Source organism: Yersinia massiliensis CCUG 53443 (assembly GCF_000312485.1).
GTDB classification, from domain to species: Bacteria; Pseudomonadota; Gammaproteobacteria; order Enterobacterales; family Enterobacteriaceae; genus Yersinia; species Yersinia massiliensis.
The window spans coordinates 200,365-221,529 of record NZ_HE997646.1 but is presented as its reverse complement, the minus strand read 5'-3'; the positions used below and the strand labels follow the sequence as shown (position 1 = coordinate 221,529).

The following is a 21,165-nucleotide window of genomic DNA, read 5'->3' as shown; positions in this document are numbered from 1 at the left end:
AATTACCCTATGGAATGGAAGAGGGGAAATACTACCGTAATCCGCAGTCCACCCAAAGTTGAATGTGATGCACTGATTTTACCGCCGTGGGCCTCGACAATATTATGGCAGATCGCCAACCCTAACCCCGAGCCGCCACTGGCGCGGTTGCGTGAGCTTTCGGTGCGATAAAAACGCTCAAAAATACGCTGTAGCTGTTCATCACTCAGGCCGGGTTTCGTGTCCTGCCAGCGCAGCGTCAAGGCATCATCATCTAGCTGCGCTTGGATTTCTAATCGCCCACCCTCGTTGGTATACCGCAGACTGTTTTCTAGCAAATTGTGAAATAGCTGATTCAAACGGTCGGGATCGCCAAAAATAATCGCTTGCTCCGGCAAGGTGGCCACCACAGTGATATTTTTACTTTGAAAGCGCCCGTGGAAGCTGGCAATGGCGATTTGCAGTAACCGAATGGCATCCAACTGCGTTTTACGATAGGCCAATGCGCCATGATCTGACAGTGACAACTGATGTAAGTCATTGACCAGCTTGGTGAGGATACCCACTTCCGCTTGCAGTGAAATCAACGATTCCGGCGTCGGTTGTCGCACGCCATCTTGCAATGCCTCCAACTCACCGCGTAATACCGCCAGCGGGGTGCGTAATTCGTGGGAGACATCGGCCATAAAATCACGCCGCATTTGCTCATTTTTCTCTAGCGAACTGGCAAGCTGGTTAAAGTCCTGTGCCAGACGGCCTAATTCATCACGGCTACTGACCGCCACGCGAGTGCTGAAGTCCCCAGCAGCCAGCCGATGGGTACCTTCCACCAAGCGTTTCACGGGGGCCAGCATACCGCGAGATAACACCCAAGTGACGGCGGCGGCGAGCAGCGTCGAGAGAGCAACAATGATCCAACTGGTGCGGCGCTGTTGCAGATCAAAGTTGATATCGGCATTGCGGGTCAGTTTTTCCGGTGGGGTAGACATCACCCAGCCGACGACTTCTTTATGTACCGTGATAGCCCTGCGGCTGGCCTCTTTCGGCACCTGACCGGTATGCCCAACCAGCAAATTATTTTGATTATCGACCACCCAGAATTGCGCGCGCCAGCCCCTTGGAGGCATGCTGCGACTGCTATCACCACTTTGTTCGAAAGAGCGCATGATCTGATAGACCACTTGATCATTATTGCGCAGGAACTCCCAGTTACCGTAGCGTTGATATTGCACCTCAAGCGCATCGCCCAGCATATTGATACGCTGCTCGTTACTCTGCTTGATGTAATCAATAAAACCACGCTCAAAGCTGGCTCTCACCCCCCAATGCATGGTAATCAGCACCAACATGCAGGTGGCAAATATTGCCATAAACAGTTTTCCGGTAATGCCGATCCTCATTTTTTCACCTGTCTCTATCGGTTTACTGATTTTTCGCGGAACGGGCCAGATGACGATTGGTTTCCGTATCCGGTGGTACGCGATTAAATATCAACGCTGGCAGGGCAATAATGATTGCCATGCACAGATAGCTGTATAAGAACGCACTGTGTGTTGCCGGCGTGTTCGTGACGACCTGATTATGGGCAAATACGCCCAATAAGATCCCCGCCGTGCTGACCCCTAAGCTCATGGAAAGCTGCATCACCATCGATAACAAGCTATTGCCGCTGCTGGCTAGGCGGTTGGGTAAATCTTTCAGGGTTAACGTATTCATGGTGGAGAAACGCAGTGCATTCAGCATACCTTGGAAAAAGAGCACCACCGGCAGCAGCAATGTCCACCCCATCAATGCCACCACGGGGAAACTAAAGGTCACCATCGCCAATAGCAGCGTGGCGCTGACCAAGACTTTCCGATAACCAAAGCGGTTAACCACCTGTACGATAATCCGCTTCATGCCCATGCTGCCAATAATCATCGGGATCATCATTAGTCCCGCGTGGAACGGGCTAAAGCCTAACCCGATTTGCAAGAAGATCGGCGTCATAAACGGCAACATGCCGCTGCCGATACGGGCGCTCATACTGGCCATCAGGCCAAGGGCGTAAGATTTATTGTTGAACAATCGCAGCGAAAATAGCGCGGAAGAATTGCCCTGCGCGTGCCACCAGTAACCCAGCAGCGCCAGTATTCCGCACAGTACCAAGCCCACAATGGCCAGTGGCGGTAAACCGAGCCCTTTATGCCCATCGAGGGCGAGTGTCAGCGTGGCCATACCGATAGCCAGCATGATAAATCCGCTGATATCAAAACGCCGAGTGCGCATCGTGTAATTTGGCATCAGCACCAAAGTCGCGATGGCACCCACCACACCGACCGGCAGATTAATCAGGAAAATCCAGTGCCAACTGGCGTATTCCACCAAAAAACCCCCTAATGCGGGGCCGACCAGTGGCCCAATTTGGCCGGGCAGTGTCACAAAGGCCATCGCCGACATATATTGCTCGCGCGGCACGATTTTCATCACGGTCAGGCGACCAACAGGCACCATCATTGCGCCGCCCACCCCTTGAACGACGCGAGAGGCGATCAGTTGGTTCAGCGTGTCGGCTTGCGCGCACATCAAGGATCCGAGCGTGAACAGAATAATCGCCGAGAAAAACACCCATTTAACCCCGACACGATCCGCTAACCAGCCACTGGCAGGCAACATCACTGCTACCGTCAACACGTAAGAGACAATCACCGACTGCATCCGCAGCGGGTTTTCGCCCAAACTGGCCGCCATTGAAGGTAAGGCGGTGTTGACGATGGTGGTGTCGAGTGTTTGCATGAAGAAGCCGAAGGCGACTATCCAGAGCTGCCAGCGGATATTGCTTGCCATGACGGTTACTCCAACCTGGCGAGTGGCTGTTTGCTAAAGCGACTGCGCAGCCGATCAAAATAGAGATAAACCACCGGCGTGGTATACAGGGTCAGCAATTGACTCATGACCAAACCACCGACAATGGTGATCCCTAATGGCTGGCGCAATTCCGCCCCATCGCCACTGCCTAATGCCAGCGGTAAAGCGCCGAATAAGGCCGCCAACGTGGTCATCAGAATCGGCCGGAAGCGCAATAAACTGGCTTGGAAAATAGCCTCACGCGCGCTGATATTCCCGTTACGCTGCGCCTCCAGCGCGAAATCCACCATCATAATGGCGTTCTTTTTCACGATACCAATCAACAACATAATGCCGATTAGCGCGATAAGGCTAAAGGGCGCATCGAACAGTTCCAGCGCCAGCAGCGCCCCGACTCCAGCGGAGGGCAGCGTGGAAAGGATGGTCAGCGGATGGACATAACTCTCGTACAAAATCCCGAGCACGATATAGACCGTGGCAATCGCCGCCATGATCAGCCACAACTGAGATTTCAGCGTTTCTTGGAACACCTGCGCGGTGCCGGTAAAGGTGCCGCGCACCGTGGACGGGACACCCAGCTCGGTCATGGCGCGTTCAACGGCGGCGGTGGCTTCCGATAAACTGCCGCCTTCGGGCAAGTTAAACGAAATTGTCGAGGCAGCAGATAAGCCCTGATGGTTGACCGCCAATGGTGCGTTAGCGGGCTGCCATTTGGCGAAGTAAGACAGGGGAATGGACTGACCGCTGCTATTAATGACAAACATTTTATCCAGCGAACTGACATCCTGCGTATATTGCGGCGCGACTTCCATCACCACTTTATATTGGTTCAACGGCTGATAAATGGTGGAAATCTGTCGCTGACCAAAGGCATTGTTCAGCAGGGCATTGGCATCGGACACATCAATACCCAGCCGTGCCATGGTTTCACGATCGTAAGTCAGCGCGATCTCTGCCCCTTTATCTTGCTGGTCGGAGTTAACATCCGCCAATTCAGGTAATTTCGCCAGTGCTGCGCGGACTTTCGGTTCCCACTCACGAAGCGCGGTCAAATCGTCTGCGAGCAAAGTAAATTGGTAGCTAGCATTAGCCTGACGCCCACCGACGCGGATATCCTGCACCGGTGCCAAAAATAGGCTGGCACCGGGTTCTTTGGCTAATTTCCCCCGCAAACGGGTGATAATTTGCTGCGCGGTTTCGCTGCGTTCACTCAGCGGTTTGAGTGAGATAAACATCGAACCGCTGTTCGTGCGGGAGCCACCGGTAAATCCGGTCACATTGTCGACCGCCGGATCATCATTGATGATCTTCATGAAATTCTTCAGCTTTTGCTGCATCGCTTGGAAAGAGATGCTCTGATCGGCTTGAATAAAGCCCATCATGCGGCCGGTATCTTGCTCGGGGAAAAAGGTTTTCGGGATACTGATATAGAGCCAAACATTCAGCGCGATAGTTGAAAGTAGCACCACCATCACCCAGCGTGTATGGTTCAACACCCAATTGAGTGAACGGCCATACCCTTGTTGAATGGCTAATAGCACTTTACCGAAACCACGGATTCGTTGCTGCTCGCCGGCAGGACGCGCACGTAACAAGTGGGCGCACATCATCGGCGTCAGCGTCAGGGAAATCACCAGAGAGATGCCGATTGCCACCGATAACGTAATGGCAAACTCACGGAATAAACGCCCCGGTAACCCCTCCATCAGCAGCAGGGGAATAAAGACTGCCACTAACGAGATACTCATCGACAAGACGGTAAAACCGACTTCACGCACCCCGCGCAGGGCGGCAGCCATGGGTTTCACTCCCGCCTCCAAATGGCGAGAGATATTCTCCAGCACCACAATGGCATCATCGACCACAAAACCGGTGGCGATGGTCAGCGCCATGAGTGACAGATTATTGAGGCTAAAGCCGCACAGATACATGGCGGCAAAGGTGCCAATCAGTGACACGGGAACAGCCACCGCCGGTATTAATGTGGCACGGCCTGAGCGCAGGAACAGGAACACCACCAGAATCACCAGTGCCACCGCGATGATCAGTGAACGCTCCACTTCTTCCAGTGAGGCACGGATCGTCGGGGAGCGATCCTGCGCAATTTTTAAGTCGATTGACGCGGGGATCGAGGCACGCAGGGCAGGCAGTTCCGCACGAATTCTGTCTACCGTGGCAATAATATTGGCCCCCGGTTCACGGCTGATCACCAGCAGCACGGCCGATTTGCCATCTGACATCCCGGCATTGCGCACATCTTGTACGGAGTCCACGACGTTGGCGACGTCCTGCAATCGCACGGGTGAACCGTTGTTATAGTGGATGATCAGCGGGCGGTAACCCTCGGCGGTTTTGATCTCATCATTGGCTTGAACTTGCCAGTGTTGCTCACTGCTATCGACCGACCCTTGCGGGCGGCGAACGTTCGCGGCACTGATCGCTTGGCGCACCGCATCGAGTGAGACGCCCTGATTAAACAGCGCGCTGGGGTTAAGCTCCACGCGCACCGCAGGCAATGAACTGCCGCCAACACTCACATCACTGACGCCTTCCGTCTGGGCGATTTTCTGCGCCAGTTTGGTTGAGGCAAAGTCATACAGTTGGCCTTGAGTGAAGGTATCCGATGTCAGCGTCATGATCATGATCGGCGCGTCAGATGGGTTCATTTTGCTGTAGGTCGGGCGGTTCGGCATCCCTGTCGGCAACAAACTTTGCGCCGCATTCAGCGCTGCCTGCACATCACGGGCAGCACCGTTGATATCGCGGTTGAGATCAAACTGCAAAATAATCCGCGTACTGCCCAATGAGCTAGTTGAGGTCATCTCATTGACGCCAGCAATTCTGCCTAAAGCGCGCTCCAGTGGCGTGGCAATGGATGAGGCCATGGTTTCTGGATCTGCACCGGGCATCGAGGCGCGCACCGCAATCACCGGATAATCAACCTGTGGCAGCGGCGATACCGGTAATAAACTAAAACCGATAACGCCGCTGAGGGTAATAGCCAGTGTCAGCAGAGTGGTCGCGACGGGGCGTTGAATGAACAGATTGAAGAATTTCACGGCAATTCCCGTCCATTCGGCAATGCTGGTCCATCTTGCGGCGCAGGTAAATCATGCTCATCACGAGGATGAGTATTGCGCGCCAACTTATCGAACAACAGATAGATAACCGGCGTGGTAAACAGGGTCAGGATTTGGCTAACGATCAAGCCGCCGACCATACATACCCCCAGTGGTTGGCGTAATTCTGCGCCAGCACCGGTACTGAGCATCAAGGGCAAGGCACCAAATAGCGCGGCCAATGTGGTCATTAGAATCGGGCGGAAACGCAACAAGCATGCCTGATAGATAGCATCGTAGGGGGTCATGCCTTTATCGCGCTCAGCCGCCAGCGCGAAGTCGATCATCATGATCGCATTTTTCTTCACGATGCCGATCAGCAAAATTATCCCGATGATGGCAATCACATCCAGTTCATGGCCGGTTAACATCAGCGCCAGCAATGCCCCGACGCCGGCGGTCGGCAGGGTCGAGAGAATGGTCACCGGATGAATAAAACTTTCGTACAAAACACCGAGCACAATATACATCGCCACAATGGCCGCGATAATCAGCCACAGTGTGCTGCCGAGTGCCGCTTGAAACGCCAATGTTGAACCTTGGAAGCGGGTGGTAATGTCCGCAGGCAACTGGATGGCTTGCTCCGCCTGTGTGACGGCTTCCACCGCTTCGCCAAGGGAGTAACCCTGCGCCACATTGAAGGAGATCGTCGCGGATGGGAACTGATTCAAATGGTTGATGGACAGTGGCCCAAAGCGCTCTTCGATGGTGGCAATGCTGCTTAACGGCACCCCTTTACCGTCGCTGCCGGTGAGGCGGATATCATTGAAGGCGGATAACCCCGGTGTGGCTTGCACGTCATGTTCCAACACCACGCGATATTGGTTGGCCTGCGTGTAAATGGTGGAAATCAACCGCTGACCAAAGGCGTTGTATAGCGCACTGTCGATGGCCGCCATGGTGATCCCCAAACGGCTGGCGCTGTCTCTGTCCACATTCACAAACGCCACTAACCCCTGATCCTGCCAGTCGCTGGTGACATCTTGGAAAGGCGCTTGTTGCTGCAACTCACTGATCAGTTTAGGCACCCAAGTGCTCAGTTCTTCCAGCGACGTTGCTTGTAGCGTGAACTGATATTGCGTGCGGCTCAGTTGGGTATCAATCGTCAAATCTTGTACCGGCTGCAAATAGAGTTTGATGCCTGGTAGGCCAGCGACACTTTCTTGCAAGCGGGTAATCACCTCTGGAATGCGGTCTGCCCGCTCATTCAGTGGTTTTAGGTTAATCTGCAACCGGCCATTGTTGAGGGTGGCATTGGTGCCATCGACACCGACAAACGAGGTTAAACTTTCCACCGCCGGATCTTTGAGGATGATGGCGGCCACTTGCTGCTGGCGTTCGGCCATATTGCTGAAAGATACAGATTGCGGCGCTTCCAACGTGCCTTGAATCAGCCCGTTATCCTGCAAGGGGAAAAAGCCTTTGGGCATCAGCAGGTAGAGCAGTACCGTCAACACCAGTGTGCTTAACGCGACGCCTAAGGTGATCCATTGATGCTTCAGCACTTTCTTCAGCGCAACCGCATAATGGGCAATCATCCAATCGAAGAATTTCTCACTCGCGCGGGACAGGCGATTTTGTTTACGTAATGACTCATAACTGAGCATGCGCGCGCACATCATCGGGGTGAGCGTCAGGGACACTACCGCAGAAATTAAGATGGCAATCGCCAAGGTGACAGCAAACTCACGGAACAAACGGCCAACAATATCCCCCATAAACAGCAGCGGGATCAACACTGCAATCAACGAGAACGTCAGCGAAATGATGGTAAAACCAATCTCACCGGCTCCCTTTAGCGCCGCATCCAGTGGCTTCTCGCCTTTTTCGATATAGCGGGAGATATTCTCAATCACCACGATGGCATCATCGACCACAAAACCGGTGGCGATGGTGAGCGCCATCAATGTGAGGTTATTGATTGAAAAGCCAAGGAAATACATCGCAGCAAAGGTGCCGATCAGCGACAGCGGCACCGCCACACTGGGAATGATCGTGGCGGCGGCATTGCGCAGGAACAGATAAATCACCATCACCACCAAGGCAATCGCCAGCAGTAATTCAAATTGCACATCGCTGACGGAGGCTCGGATGGTGGTGGTGCGGTCGGTGAGGATTTTGACATCCACCGATTTGGGTAAACTTTTAATCAGATCCGGCAGCATCTCGCGAATACTGTCGGCGGTGGCGATCACATTAACGCCCGGCTGGCGCTGGATATTCAGCACAATAGCTTGTTGGTTATTGGCCCAAGCCGCCAACTTGTTATTTTCGGCTCCTTGCTCAATGGTGGCGACATCCTGCAAGCGGATCGGCGCGCCGTTTTGGTAGGCGACGATCAGGTCGCGGTAATCCTCGGCGGATTTCATTTGGTCATTGGCTGATAACGTCACTGAACGGGTTGGCCCATCGAGGCTCCCTTTGGCCGAGTTGACGTTAGCATTGCTGATGGCGGTGCGAATGGTTTCGCTATCCAGCCCCAAAGCGGCCACCGCTGGTGCATTGAGTTTGACGCGCACGGCGGGGCGCTGACCGCCTGAAATGGTCACCAAACCAACGCCAGTCACTTGCGAGATTTTCTGCGCAATGCGGGTTTCCACCATATCTTCCACTTGCGTCATCGGGATCGCCGTGGAAGTCACTGCCAGTGTCAGAATCGGCGGATCCGCCGGATTCACTTTGCTGTAAATCGGCGGGTAGGGCAGATCATTTGGCAGCAGATTAGTGGCGGAGTTGATCGCCGCTTGCACCTCTTGCTCGGCCACATCAAGCGGCAAGTTAAGCTGGAATTGCAGCGTGATGACTGACGCGCCGCCTGAGCTTTGCGACGCCATCTGTTTCAGGCCCGACATTTGACCAAACTGCCGCTCCAGTGGTGCGGTAATGGAAGAGGTCACCACATCAGGGCTAGCACCGGGATACAGCGTCACCACTTGAATCGTCGGGTAATCGACTTCCGGTAGGGCGGAAACCGGCAACGCACGGTAGCCCATGATCCCCGCCAGCAAGATGGCAATCATAAACAAAGTGGTGGCAACGGGGCGTAATATAAACAGCCGTGATGGGCCACCACCGGGGGTTGGAGGCATCACTTGCATCAGGATTTCTCCGCCGCAGGAGTGCCGCTAGCTTGTGCCTCTGCGGCATGCCTTCTACCCCCGCTGCGCGTCCCTTTTTGCTCTGCGGCAGGCTTTTCTGCGGCCTCGGTTTTCTCTGCTTCAGCGGAGCGCGGTGTCACCACCTCCACCTGCGCACCTTCTGTCAGGCGATCAATACCGTCAGTAACCACGCGCTGACCGGCGTCTAGCCCCGCCGTAATGACCACTTGTTTGCTGTCTTGAATACCGGTGGTGACCAGATGTTTGCTGACTTTGTTTTCGTCGTTTAACGTCCAGACAAAGCTGCCTTCATTGCCCATTTGCACGGCAGCGGTTGGCACCACGACAGCGTTTTGCAGTAAATCGACCTTGATGCGAGCATTCACAAACTGATTGGGGAACAGCACGTCATCTTCATTGGCGAAGCGCGCTTTTAGCTTAATGGTGCCAGTGGTGGTATCAATCTGGTTATCGATGCTGAGCAGATAGCCCTGCGCCAACAGCTGTTTATTGGTGCGATCCCAGGCTTCCACGGGCACGGTGGTGTTATTTTTTTGCGCATTTTTCTGCGCTTGCATAATGGCCGGAATATCACTTTCTGGCAGGGTAAAGACCACATCAACAGGGTGCGTTTGGGTGATCACCACAATCGGCGTCGCTGTGCCACTGGTGATGAAGTTACCCACATCCACTTGTTTCAGCCCCACTTTGCCTGAGATGGGCGCCGTAATGCGGCTATAAGTCAATTGCAGCTTAGCGCTATCGATAGCCCCTTGATCGGCCTTCACACTGCCTTCACTTTGGCGAACTAACGAGGCTTGGGTATCCAGCTCTTGTTGGGCGATGACGCCGGTTTTGACCAATTTTTGATAGCGCGCCAGGTCACGGCGGGCGTTATCAAGTGTGGCTTGATCTTTGGCGAGCTGGCCCTGCGCTTGAGTCAGTTGCACTTGATAAGGGCGGGGATCAATTTCAGCCAGCAAATCACCGGCGGCAACCTGTTGGCCTTCGGTAAAGTGGATTGCCATTAATTGGCCATCGACGCGGCTGGTCACGGTGACGGTATTGGCGGCCATCACAGTACCTAAACCGGTGAGATAACGCGGCACCGCTTGCTCGGTAGCGGTGGCGGCTTGTACCGGTGACATCGGCATATTGCGGCGGCCCCCCGCGCGTGCAGGGCCAGCGGCACTGGCCTGAGGCTGCGCACCGGTCGCATTGCTCGCGGGGGCTGTACTGAAGTGACGCCAGAGAAATACAGCAATAATAATCGCCACCGCGATACCCAATAAAATAAAGACTCGGGAGTTGCGTTTAGAGTGAGCTTTCATGATGGCGGAGAATTCCTTTTGATTTTCTGAGTAGCGGCAGCAAAGTGCATACCTAAGTTTTTGGATATCTTACTAGTTTAGCGGGGATTTACCGGATAAAAATGGAGGAAATATGAAAGTACTGTATAGATACGTTCACACAGGTCTTTGATAGGGGGATGGCCGTGAAGGGGCATTGTCTGCGGCGGCGTAAAATAGCGAGGAGTGAGCCATTCCCACTCCTGCTAAATCGATTGTTCGCTGGGTTATTGATAAGTCATGGTAAAGGTCGCGCTAGCATTAGCGGGACCGGGGGTGACCCTATTTTCGGTTTGGTAATATTGGGCAGTGATATCAATGGTTTCTTTAAAACTATTCCCACTAGTGTCAGAGGTGCCCATTTGTTTTGCTTTGCCAAATTCTACCGGTTGGCCATTCGCTAATAATTGCACGCCCACGCCGGTGGCAACACCGGCTTCGGATGTTAATTTAATTACCCCCGGATGGTTGCCTTCTTGAACGCCATCAACCCTAAGAAAATAGTGGGTACCAGGGTAGCAGGTTAATTCTAAAATACTTGCTTTACGACCAAAAGTTGAACGAACTCCAGTAAAATTATTAGACTTCACCTGCCCAATTGGGATAACTAGATTGGGTGTACCCAGCGTACAGCCATATCGTCTAATAGCTAATCCATTTGATACGTCGGATAATTGAGTAGGAACAGTAACCCTGCTTGTTGTTGATCCTGCAATGGACTGTGTCACTTGAAAATTTGGGTATAATCTAATCTTACCAACGGAATGAGCGTCCTTTAGCTTTACAAGAATAATTTTATCATAGCGGGTATCAATCTGAGATTTATTTGTAATAGCACGACAATAAAAATTAAGTGTGTTAGCCATGTTATTTATTGAACCTGAAGTGCCTTTTTTGCACTGATTATGATTGAGATCGCCTATTTGATATTTTATTCCGATCCCGTCTAGGTTGGTTGGATAAACGTTAGATAAGTTTTGAATCGAATTGATACTCGAAGTGATTTTAAAATCTACATTTGGATTTTTATTGCAAAAAATTTTAACTTCAACATCTGCTATCACTTCTTCATGAAGTATTTTTTGGTTGGGGCCTAAATTAATCTCTTTTTTTATATTAAAAAAATTATTTTCGTATATGCAATCAACTGCCGCAGCAGAAGGGCTAAGCATTAATAATGCCAGACTGCCCCCGATGAGACTTAATTGACTGAGACGAATGTTATTTTTGATTTTTAGTAATTTGGAATAAAACATACTGACCTATGAAATAAGTTATTTTATCGGCTAGCGGATGAATAAAAATATTCACCCGCACGCTAGGTTTATTTACCGGCACACCGCATCTAGTACGCGCACCGTCGAAATGGTATTTGTCTCAGCGGCGGGCAAGGTGAATTTCACCTGGCATTGCTGCTTAACTTGATTGCCCCATTGCACCTGCAACTGGCCGCTTTCCGGCACGCCGCTGAGATACACCTGACCGTTATCACCCACGATGCTGCTATTGCTGCTGTCTGATTCATCCCCTTGTAAGCTCGCCATGGCACCGAAAGGTATCGGCTTGCCCTGATAAGTCAGGTTGATCAACACGCGGCTGCCCAAGCGAGGTTTGAAGTTAGCCAGCACTACCGCACCCCGTGTCGGCACCACGGTTTGGCTGGTGATATCCATATCAATGTTATCGCCCATGCTTTGGGTATCGAGTGACACCGTGTTCTGGCGGTAACTCGTGGCATAAGGCACCACCGCATAGCCGCGCCAGTCGGTTTTCACGCCACGGCCAACCCCGACTCCACTGGCTCCGGGGGCACGCACTAACACCAGAGTGTCGCTTTGGGATTGCGATAGCGTCACGCCGTAGCGGTGCGCCAACACGCCACCGTTGAGGCCATAGTTCATCTGGCGGCGATCTGCGCCATAACTGTAACCGGCACTCAACTGACCATAAGCCCCGTTATAACTGCTGTTCAGGCTGCCATTATTGCCACCGCCGCGGCTAGAGCGACTTTGTTGCAGGTTATAGCTCAGTTGATTGTTTGCTAGCAGGCTGCCACCTAAGCCTAATTGCTGGCTGGTGCCACCCCCTTGACTATTATTGAGGCTGTAATTGGCCCAGCTATTGGGTAGCCATCGGCTCAGCGGGATGTTCATACTTAAATTGATACGCTGATCGTTTTGTTGCTGATTGGGGGCCTGGCTATAGCTGTAGTTCAGGCTATAGCTGATGCCAGACAGCGAAATGTTGTAGCCCAATGTGGCATTGCGCTCGATGCCTTTACGCTGCCAATAATCTTGCTGATAGGCGGAAAGGTATAGGCTGCCAAAATCATTCAGAGATTGGCTGACATGGAACTGAGTCCGGCTGCGTTTGTTATTATTGCGCCCCTGAGCGTTAATGCTGCCTACCCCAGTTAACTGATTCGCTTCACTGAAATCATAGAAACCTTCAGTAGAGTAGCGGTGGCTACCGAGGGAAAAGTGAGTCCCAGTCGCGTTAATGCTTTTGGCATATTGCAGGCGATAAGATTGCCCTTGGCGGGTGGTATCATCCTCAAAGCGCGTTTTGGCTTGCGTCACATCCGCTGATACCGACCCCATACTGCCTAAACCCATGCCAACACCCAGTGCGCCGGCTTGATAATCGGCGGCCAATAAGAAGCCGTTATACAGCGTAAACCCGTAAGGCATCCCATAAGCCAATGAAGTTTGGGCAAAATAGGGCATAGGGCTACCCTGACGGGCTTGCCGATATTGACCGGCGCTCAGTGCATACTTCAGGCTGCCCTCGCGCTGCATCAGGGGGGCGGCGGAAAATGCTTGCTTAAATTGGCGCTCGCTGCCATCGGCTTCTTTTATCGTGACCTCTAAATCCCCGCTGGAAGAGGTCGGGAACAGATCGTCAATGACAAAAGCCCCCGGTGGCACATAAGTTTGGTAAATCACATTGTTATTCTGGCGCACGGTGACTTGAGCGTTGCTTTGTGCAATGCCACGCACGACCGGCGCAAAGCCGCGCTGGCTATCAGGCAACATACTGTCATCGGAGGCTAACTGCGCGCCGCGAAAAGGCACCCCGATCAGAATATCGCCGGGGGTATAACTATCCCCGAGGGTGAATTGACCTTTGATAGCATGAATATCACGTTGTAGCGTATTCGTCAGGATATTCCACTGGCGATCACCTTGGCTGTTTTGGCTGTAGGTTGAATAGTTGCGTAAACGCCACGCGCCCCAGTTAACGCCACTGCGCAAATTCAGAAAGTGATTGCTGCTCGCTGGCTGGTTATTCTGTTTGCTCTGAGCGCCACTCAGGCTGTAATTGAGCATCAGTGCCGGAATACCTTGATCCCACTGTTTAGGGTCAATATAGCCACGGGCCTGACTGTTAAGGGCTGCCTGCGGAACACTGATATCAAGCCGCTGAAGGTGGAAATCGAAACGAGTGCTGGCCGCGGGGATAAATTCCCCTAATTGCGTGACCGGCAAATCCGCGGGCCGCAGTTGTAAGGCAGGGAAAGCCGCCACTTTCACCCCTAAATCAGTCAGTTGTTGTGGGGTGATTTCTGGCAGTAACTTCCCGTTATCGCCAACAAAATTGACATCTCGCGTCTCAATCTGCTGGCCATTGAGGTAAATATCGACACGGTAGGTACCGGGTAACTGCGCACCCGATTGGGCAAAAATACTTAAATCAACGGCGGCATAGCTGGCATCTTTGATTTCAAGTGAGCTGGGATTGAAGTAATCCTCGGCCCAGGCTGGCGTTGATAAGGCGGTTAACCCCAGCGCCAATTGAACCGCCAGCCTTAAAGCCCGTCGCGTGGGCGGTAAAGGCAAATGAAGGTGCGTCATGATGATCACTCAGGCTTATAGGTTGGCAGTGGCAATATCAGAAGTGCCACCAAAATCGTTAATGACCTGCCAGCTCACGGTGTTGGAGGTACCGGCGGGCAGTTCAATAGTCAGGGTGCTTTTAGGGGCCACCATCAAGGCACCTTTAATTTCATGGGTACCGACTTTCAGCGTATGGAAAGAGGCGTGATAAGCGGTTGGGTTGTTCACCAGCAACTGGTTACCCTGACGAGAGAAACTCAGTGCTTTATAAGCATCAGCGGCATGACCCACTAAACCGGATGGGCGGTAGAATAATTTGATGCGGTTTTTAATCGAGATAAACAGCTGGTTGCTATCGCTTTTTGGGCTTGATGGAATAGATTTTATATTCAACCAATATATGGATTCACGGTCTTGGGGCAATTTATTGCCAGTGAACAGAATACGTAAGCTACTTTCTTTCCCGCCATCTAAACGGAATAAGGGCGGGGTGACCATAAAGGGCACTTTGTTCGTGTTATTCGTATCGAAATTATCGACCCAACTTTGAATTAAGTAAGGCGAATTTTTATCTTCGTTGGTGACGGAAATAGCGGCTTCTTTCTTGGCGCCATCATAAATAATACGGGTGCCACCAATAAGGACGCCTGCTTGAGCGGAATTTATCACGCCGGTTAAACAGGCGATAAAGAACAACGATTTTAACCACGGCATGGTTTTTTCTCTTAATAGTAAATATAAATGACTTCCTCAATAGATAAAAAGAGGAAGTGAAGATTAAAAATACAATGGTGCCGCTGGGTAGCGGCTAGCCATTATTATTCTGGAGTGGAGTTAGTTATAAGTAACATCGAAATCAACTGCTGCACTCACTGCTCCTTCGGTAAATGGCTCAGCAGTTTTCACATACTTAAGTTTATATTCAAGTTTCTGATTTGCTTGGACCCCTAGTGCGTTAGTTCTTGCAACAGCAGTACCATTTACTGCGGTGATTTCGTTATCACTGCTATCATAAATTTTTAATGCCACACCTTTGACGGCATTGCCTAGTGAAAATGCATCGCCAGCACCGGCTCCCGTGAAGGTGACAACTGCATTGCTCGCCAGTGCTGGACAAGTGCTTAAGTTAATTTCAATCGGCGTTGATGATTTATCAATGACGCCACCGCTCGTAAGAGAAGCTAAATCAGCTTCGAAAATAGCGGGCATTGTGACGTTACTAGTAGAACTTGCGACATCGATAATACAAGGTGCTGCTGCGATAGAACCGGTGATATTAATAGTGGCTGCATTCGCTGCAGAGGCAAATACGGTTGCTGCCAGTAATGAGGTGACGATAAGTTTCTTTTTCATAATAAAATTCCTGTTGTTAATAATTCATTTATTTAAAGGTTAATTGTTATTGGCTTACGTTAGCCAGTATTGAAGTGAAAGGTGTTTGTTGCCGTTTCAACTTGGGAGCTAATATAGTGACCTGAAACGTTAATGTGAATATGACGTTTTCGGAATTAATGGCGAATAAGTTAATTAGCGTATTTAATCAGTGGAGGATATTCATTAATTAATCAGAAGAATGCCTTAAAATTAAGTATTAAAGAACTAAGATGGACCTTAGTGATATTAACGGACTTAGTGTTGGCATTAAAATAGCGGTTTTTAGCCTTATCAACCTTAATCTGTGGTTTGAATATGTGCTTTGAATAGCCGATTGCCAATGGCGAGAGAGGGGGGGATTTTTAGTGTACGTGATGAAATTTTCGTGAGAAATGAGATAGCGAAGGGCGAAATTCAGTATTGCTGGAATTTGAATATTGGCGAAAAAAAGAGGAGGAGACCTCCCCGTCACGAATTTCCGTGAGGCAGGGAGGTAAAAAACAGTGATGGGTACAACGTTATTGGTACAGCGTTTTTGCCCAGCGGGCTAATCCGGCCGTGACCGAGCCAAAATCATTGCCACCTACCAATGGGATACCCGGCAATTGCTGTTGCAACGCGGCGCGCAGTAACGGAGAGCGAGCACTGCCGCCGGTGAGATAAATCACATCGGGGGTGATATGACTGGTGGACAGCGCCAAACTGACTTGTTCTTGGATCCGTTGTAGAGGTTGGGCAATCGATTCGGCCAATTGCTGCTGGTTGATGATTTGGCCCAATTGCGGTTGAACAAAATCCAGTGCCGCCGCGACCTGTTCCTGTGCAGACAGCGCAATCTTGCTCTCTTCTGCGGCGCGAACAATACGGTAGCTCAGGCGCTGTTGATACACCTTCAGCAAGCGTTCCACTTGCTGTGGATGTGCGGCATCGCGAATCAAATCACGCAGGAAACGGCCATTCACCGTGCTGTAGAAGTCACTTTGCGCGGGGACATCGTTGGTGGCAACCGCATTCCAATAAGGGAGTGACGGCATGGCGATGCCTTTTTCGGTTTCGCCGCCCATGCCAAACAGCGGCATTAACTGCTTAAACGCCAGCATGATATCTAAATCGTTGCCCCCGACACGGCAACCACTGTGGCCCAGCAGGCTTTCTTGGCGGTCAGCCATACCTTGCCATTTCGGCCCCATCAACAACACCGAACAGTCTGTTGTCCCGCCGCCGATATCCACCACCAGCACGGTTTTCTCTTCCGTCAATGTGGCTTCAAAATCCAAGCCCGCGGCGACCGGCTCAAATTGGAAAGCGATATCGCGAAAACCGGCACGTTGTGCGGCACGCAGTAAAATACCTTCCGCCTGTCGGTTCGCCTCTTCACCACCGGAGCCTTGGAAGTTGACCGGACGGCCAATCACCGTTTGGTGGATGTCTGCCGCCAAGACGGATTCTGCTTGCCGTTTGATGTGGAACATCATGGCGCAGACTAAATCCTCAAACAGTGCCAATTGCTGTGGTTTCAGCCCATTGGCCCCCAAGAAGGATTTAGGGGATTTCACAAAGTAAACTTCTTCAGGATCGTCAATATATTGCGCCAGCGCAGACAAACCAAACATCAGGCTATCGGCGCTAACGGGAATATCTTCTTCGCGATTGAACGCCATGGCCCGGCGTAATAGTTGCTGGTTTTCGTCGCTGCCGGTCGGCACTTGCCAATGACGGTGTAAGCACTCGCTGACCGCTTCACGGGTCGGTGCGCACAACATGGATGGCAGATAGACGTCATTATTTTCCAGCGTCAGCAACTCAGGCGCATCGCCCCGCATCACGGCAACTGAACAGTTTGCTGTACCGTAGTCAAATCCAATGAACATCATTGCCCCCCAGGCCAAATAAAAGGGGCCGACTTTACCCCAGAGTGGGCGACGGGGCAATCATCAAATGCAGGATTTTTTATCCCGTATGCAGGGTTGCACATAAGGGATAAAAATATCTGTAGCGGTGCGCGTTGAACCAAAGCAAGCCAGTTACTTGATGGCGAAACAAGTTACTTAACGGTGAAATAAGTCACTTAATGGCGAAATACCCGCTGTTAAGCACCTCAGACAACGGCTGCGTGCGGCCGATGGTTTCACCGTCGGCTAAATCGACACCAATCGCCGTGAGCTTGTTGAGGATAGGGGGTAAATCAGCGGGGCCCGCTAAAGTGGCAATATTAGCCCGCTGCGCCGTGCCGTTGATAATGGACACCAGCACTTCATCCATTTGATTAATATGGATATGGGCAATTAAGTCCCTGTTGAACTTGAGGTAGTTAATGGTGTGTTCTGCCAATAGCTCAAAATCATTCAGATTATGACCAAACTCTTTCACGATGAGCTGACAGCCCATTTCTTGCAACTTGGCGAGGAAATTACCGATCGCGAAGGGGTATTGCAGCAAGCTCGACTCATCCACCATCCAATACAGGCTCTGTGGTGGTAATGGCGTGTGTTGCATCAGGGCCAGTAATGACTGGCGGAAATCTTCTTTGAGCAGTGCAATCTCTGATAACGGGATCGCCAGTGCCAGCCCTTTGCGGTTAATCGCCTCCGCTTGTAAGCCGAGAAGTTGCTCGCATACCCAACCGTCAACTTGCGGCAGCAAGCCGTACAATAGCGCGGCTTCCTGAAAGGCATCTTGGCTGACATTAATGTGCTGTGGGCAATTGACCGTGAAACTGACCTGATAAAAACAGACTGACAACGGTGTTTTCGGCGGTGCTGTCGGGGCCAGTTGTAGCGTCAGTTGGTTATCACGGAGGATATTTTCGACATCTTCTTGGCTCAGCAATTCGTGCTGGCGCGCCAGCAACTGCTTCTGCCGTGGCTGATAAAGGACGACTTGCCCGCGGCCACTATTCTTGGCGGTATAACAGGCGATATCGGCTTGTGCCATGATTTCACTGCGTTGATTGTTGCTGCTGCTGATTTGGGTCACACCAGCACTGGCCCCGATACGATAGAGCTTATCTTCCCAGTAGAAATGGTAGCCATTGATCATGGACACTAGACTTTGGGTAATGGCTTTGGCATGGGGCAGTGTGCAATTGAGCATCAGTAAACCGAACTCATCACCGCCGAGGCGGGCAACACAATCGCTATTGCGTAAATGTTGGCGCATTAATTGGCTAAGTTCTTTGAGCAGGGCATCGCCGGCAGGATGCCCAGCAGTATCGTTGACCGCCTTAAAATAATCTAAATCGAGGAACGCCAGCGCATGTTGTTGTTCAAGTTCGATACTCACCTGAATGGCCGCTTTGAGCTTATTTTCAAAGTTGGCACGGTTTGGCAAGCCAGTGAGATTATCGTGTGAAGCACTGTGGCTCAGTTTGCGCATCATGGCGCGAGACTCGCCAACATCTTGGAACACCATCACCGCCCCGACAACCCCGCCTTCCAAGGTTTTCAGTGGCGCGACTGACTCTTGAATGTCGTAATATTGCCCATCTCGATGATGTAACACCATCGATTCATTCAGCGAAGAATAGGGACGATGATTGAGGCAATGTTCGATTGGATTAGCGATTTCTGGCCCATCGACGCCGTTGGTCAGCTTGATAATGTGACTGACGGGCTGACCCAGCGCGATAGTATTGGCCCAGCCGGTCATTTTTTCCGCGACGGGGTTCATAAAGGTAATCTTCATCTCTTGGTCGGTACAGACCACGGCTTCACCGATAGAGTCCAACGTAATGTGCAGCCGCTCTTTCTCCTCGTGCAGGGCTTCGGTCAGGTTCCTGACTTCTGTCATATCCAGCGTGGTACCAATCAAACGCAAAATATTGCCGTTTTTATCGCACACCATATTGGCCTGATTGCGCAGGTGGACAATCTCACCGCTGGGCAATAACAGCCTAAATTCCAAGCGATACGGTTGGCGCTGATTCAAGGCGGCGGCAAATTCACGATTGACGCGATTGATGTCTTCGGGATGAACGTATGTACGCCAAACTTTATCATCAACGGGGGTATGGAGCGGGATATGGTACAGCTCGTACATCCGCTTATCCCAATTGATGGACTTCGTTCTCAGGTCCATTTCCCAAATGCCAATACCACCGGCTTCGTTCGCCAGCGTGATACGCTCCACCAGACGGCGATTAATAATCTCGGTCTTTTTCAGGTCATTAATATCTTCGACTTGCGAGATGTAATAGAGTGGTTGTTGTTCGTGATCTCGCACCACACTGACCACCAGCAACACCCACACCACTTCACCATCGCTGCGGACATAGCGCTTTTCCATCGAATAGCTCGGGATGCGGCCATGATACAAATCATCAAGTAATTTAAGGTCGGCTGACAGGTCTTCCGGATAGGTGATTTGCTGGAAAGTCAGGGTCAATAAGGTTTCTTGGCGATAACCGAGTAACCGACATAACGCTTGGTTGACCTGCATCCATTTGCCTTCGGGTGACACCAGCGCCATGCCGATGGCCGAGTACTCCATCGCATTACGAAAGCGGTTCTCACTCTCGACGATATGCTCTTTTTCCATCCGGAAGGCATGCATCACCATCGCCATGGCATGTGGCGGAATCAATACCATTAATAATGGGATAAAGGAGAGCGCCTGAACGGACAACGTGCTATCGGTATGAAGGGTAAATAGGTTGAAATTGATCATCAACGCTATCATCAGCGTGGCCAAAAAACAGATGGTAAATGTCTCAAAACGCGGCAAACGGATGGAGGTCCAAATCAGCGCCATGATGACAAAAGTAAACGGGAAGGGCAGATAAATCAGGCCGATATAACATGCCGTCAACGACAGAATCATCATCCACATCATGTCAAACAGTGCTTTGGATTTGGTCGCAATATTAAAGTAGCCACGCCGATAAAGTAGCCCAATTGGCCCAAGTGCCAACATACCGATGGCTTCAGACATAAACCACACCGTGAACACCTGCACAAATTCTCCGTTCTGCGGCGAGAGATACCATGCTGCTGCCAACCCACTGATCAGGGGGACGATAATCACGGTACAAATTGAGAATTTGAGCCAACTGAAGAGATTGTTGAGTGGGTCTTTTGGCTGTAGGAACAGGCGCAACAACCAAGCCCCCACCGCAGACTCAGTCAGATTAATTAAGGTGAGTGGAAGCGGAAACCAACTGATGCCATAAAGTATAAAGTTAGCGGCAACAATGCAGACCCCCGCCGCTAACAGTTGCCATGACCAGTAACGTAATGGGTGATGGAACAGAGCCACCATTAAGACGGCTGTTGGGAACCATAGAGGAGCCAGATTATCTGACTGCTCAGAAAGTTGGATGCAAAAGAGCGCAAGCAAAAATACCACTATGCTGACGGCAGCGATGTGCAGAATCGTTTTATTGTCAGGTGCCGGTTTTTCAGCCGCGCTGAGATCCATATAACGCCTTATTTTGCTCGCCAATATGCTGTTTATGATGAGAAAACCCCATCACATAAAATCGCTGCCTTTTTAATACGCTCATCACTTAACAAGGCAATCTCGCAATGCCTCAATCAATCAAAACGGCAATCACTCAAACGATAGC

The 21,165-nt window shown here is 51.2% G+C and carries 11 protein-coding genes; all 11 read right to left on the bottom strand.

Annotated features, from left to right (window positions below):
* Window positions 1-2: 2 nt before the first annotated feature.
* The 11 genes from baeS to BN68_RS15690 all read right to left on the bottom strand — a co-directional run bounded on the left by baeS (window position 3) and on the right by BN68_RS15690 (window position 21,017).
* A complete protein-coding gene (gene baeS / locus BN68_RS15740) occupies window positions 3-1,379 on the bottom strand; it encodes an envelope stress sensor histidine kinase BaeS (RefSeq protein ID WP_019212126.1) in 1,377 nt (458 codons plus the stop codon).
* A 22-nt stretch (window positions 1,380-1,401) separates the two neighbouring features.
* Window positions 1,402-2,805 (bottom strand): MFS transporter, encoded by a 1,404-nt coding sequence (mdtD, locus tag BN68_RS15735; RefSeq protein WP_019212125.1) that lies wholly within the window; start codon window positions 2,803-2,805, stop codon window positions 1,402-1,404.
* A gap of 5 nt (window positions 2,806-2,810) precedes the next feature.
* The gene (gene mdtC, locus BN68_RS15730; RefSeq protein WP_019212124.1) at window positions 2,811-5,885 is read right to left on the bottom strand and encodes a multidrug efflux RND transporter permease subunit MdtC; all 3,075 of its coding nucleotides are present in this window, start codon (window positions 5,883-5,885) and stop codon (window positions 2,811-2,813) included.
* Window positions 5,882-9,043 (bottom strand): MdtB/MuxB family multidrug efflux RND transporter permease subunit, encoded by a 3,162-nt coding sequence (locus tag BN68_RS15725; RefSeq protein WP_019212123.1) that lies wholly within the window; start codon window positions 9,041-9,043, stop codon window positions 5,882-5,884. The genes mdtC and BN68_RS15725 overlap by 4 nt, the downstream gene beginning before the upstream one ends.
* Window positions 9,043-10,374 carry an MdtA/MuxA family multidrug efflux RND transporter periplasmic adaptor subunit gene (locus tag BN68_RS15720; protein WP_019212122.1) on the bottom strand — a complete coding sequence of 444 codons (1,332 nt, stop codon included), beginning with the start codon at window positions 10,372-10,374 and terminating at the stop codon, window positions 9,043-9,045. Before BN68_RS15720 ends, BN68_RS15725 begins: the two co-directional genes overlap by 1 nt.
* A 245-nt stretch (window positions 10,375-10,619) precedes the next feature.
* Complete coding sequence (locus tag BN68_RS23700; protein ID WP_081578846.1) at window positions 10,620-11,648, bottom strand: fimbrial protein; 1,029 nt, start codon at window positions 11,646-11,648, stop codon at window positions 10,620-10,622.
* A gap of 72 nt (window positions 11,649-11,720) precedes the next feature.
* Window positions 11,721-14,246, bottom strand: coding sequence for a fimbria/pilus outer membrane usher protein (locus BN68_RS15710; protein WP_019212120.1), 2,526 nt, complete (start codon window positions 14,244-14,246; stop codon window positions 11,721-11,723).
* Window positions 14,247-14,261: 15 nt separating this feature from the next.
* On the bottom strand, window positions 14,262-14,942 hold the full coding sequence (locus BN68_RS15705) for a fimbrial biogenesis chaperone (RefSeq protein WP_019212119.1): 681 nt from the start codon (window positions 14,940-14,942) through the stop codon (window positions 14,262-14,264).
* Window positions 14,943-15,062: 120 nt separating this feature from the next.
* Window positions 15,063-15,581: a fimbrial protein gene (locus tag BN68_RS15700; RefSeq protein WP_019212118.1), complete on the bottom strand. Its 519-nt coding sequence runs from the start codon at window positions 15,579-15,581 to the stop codon at window positions 15,063-15,065.
* 539 nt (window positions 15,582-16,120) lie between these two features.
* Window positions 16,121-17,473 carry a molecular chaperone gene (gene yegD / locus BN68_RS15695; RefSeq protein WP_019212117.1) on the bottom strand — a complete coding sequence of 451 codons (1,353 nt, stop codon included), beginning with the start codon at window positions 17,471-17,473 and terminating at the stop codon, window positions 16,121-16,123.
* 193 nt (window positions 17,474-17,666) lie between these two features.
* Entirely contained in the window at window positions 17,667-21,017 is a 3,351-nt protein-coding gene (locus BN68_RS15690) for a diguanylate cyclase (protein WP_019212116.1), read from the bottom strand.
* Between the last annotated feature and the right edge of the window lie 148 nt (window positions 21,018-21,165).